Source organism: Microcoleus sp. Pol12A5 (genome assembly GCF_036701435.1).
GTDB lineage: Bacteria > Cyanobacteriota > Cyanobacteriia > Cyanobacteriales > Microcoleaceae > Microcoleus.
Map to the genome: position 1 here is coordinate 1 of NZ_JAUBQU010000284.1, position 1,459 is coordinate 1,459.

At 43.1% G+C, this 1,459-nt stretch carries 1 protein-coding gene and 1 pseudogene; both read right to left on the bottom strand.

The features are described from left to right. Positions 1-521 (bottom strand): annotated as a pseudogene (locus tag QUA45_RS28765) (thiazole synthase); the annotation flags it as partial. 310 nt (positions 522-831) lie between these two features. Continuing rightward, a complete protein-coding gene (locus tag QUA45_RS28770; protein ID WP_333223348.1) occupies positions 832-1,239 on the bottom strand; it encodes a CdiA C-terminal domain-containing protein in 408 nt (135 codons plus the stop codon). Between the last annotated feature and the right edge of the window lie 220 nt (positions 1,240-1,459).

Genomic DNA, 1,459 nt, shown 5'->3' on the forward strand with positions numbered 1-1,459 from the left:
ATCCCTTGCCCTGAACCGATGGGCGAACCTAAAGGCATGACTGTCGCACAACCGACTTCTTCGAGGCGTTTTGCCAGCAGGGGATCGGCGTTGATGTAGGGCAAAACGGCAAAACCTTCTTTAACTAATTGTTCTGCAGCTTCCAAAGTGCCGATCGGATCGGGCAGCAAATATTTAGCATCGGGAATCACTTCTAACTTGACAAAATTATTGTCTTCTTGCCCTAAAAGTTTCGCCATTTCCCTGCCCAAACGAGCTACTCTAATCGCCTCATCCGCAGTTTGACAACCAGCAGTATTTGGCAGCATCCAAATTTTAGTCCAATCGAGAGCCTCTGCCAATCCTTCATGACCGGGAGCATTTGTTTGCACTCGCCGCACAGCCACGGTAACAATTTCGCACCTGCTAGCGTTGACACTTTGCTGCATTTCTGCGATGCTGCGATATTTTCCCGTCCCCGTCATCAAGCGAGAATGAAAAGTTTTGCCTGCAATAACCAGAGGTTTGTCTAAAGATGGCATTTCTGTATCTACTGGATAGCCAAAAATGCTGTACTCAAGTGCCTCTTCCCAGTTTTTTCTGCCTCCCAGCATTGCTTCAAGCTGCCAACCTTCTTTATTTGTCAGCTCATCGCGGGTAACTGCATAAAGAATTTGCCCAACAGTTATCAATTTGGCATCTCGCGGCATATTATTTTTTAATCCTCTTTGTATAATTTCTTCAAACTCATTAAAAACGTCTTCCATTTTCCCATTCCTCCCTAGTAATTTCTTGAGATTCTTCGCTATTGAATACTAATATAATGCTCTGAATCCGTTGTGTGTCGTCCCACTAAAAAGCTTTTCTGATGCCGTCGTTTACCTTCCAAAACTCGTAACTCTTTCGGTTTACGTGAAAAATAACCGTTACTGCACCTTGTTTTTTTGCTCTACTGATGCCTTCTTGCACTCGGTCTCTGATGTTTTGAGTCTGTTCTGTTAACTCCTTAAATTCGCAAATCTCACCGTCAATCTCAGCATCTGGCGTTCTCACACCCTCTGCTGCTTGCTCGCTCAACATTCTAACTCTCTTCCCTATTTTAGCCAAAACTTCAGCCACAAAGATTTCCGAATTATTAAGATTATGTTGTTGGTGAATTAGCACAAATCCGCCAGCTATCTCATCAAAATAATATCGCTGATATTCTGGTTCTGCATTTTCGTAGATGGCTCTGCTTGTTTCGATATATTCTGAATTCACCGTTATTATACTGTCAATAGACTCCGAGCGGGTAGAGTTAAAGGTATGAAATCAACTGTTGAGCAACTGGCTAAAATTGGAATATTTGCCAGCTTAAACCAAACTGAATTAGAGCGATTGCAAGAACATACAGCAATTCGGAGTTACCGACAGGGAGAAGTTGTGATGTATGAGGGCGATCGCATCCCCGAAAAATTATACACTCTTTTGAGCGGTTCTC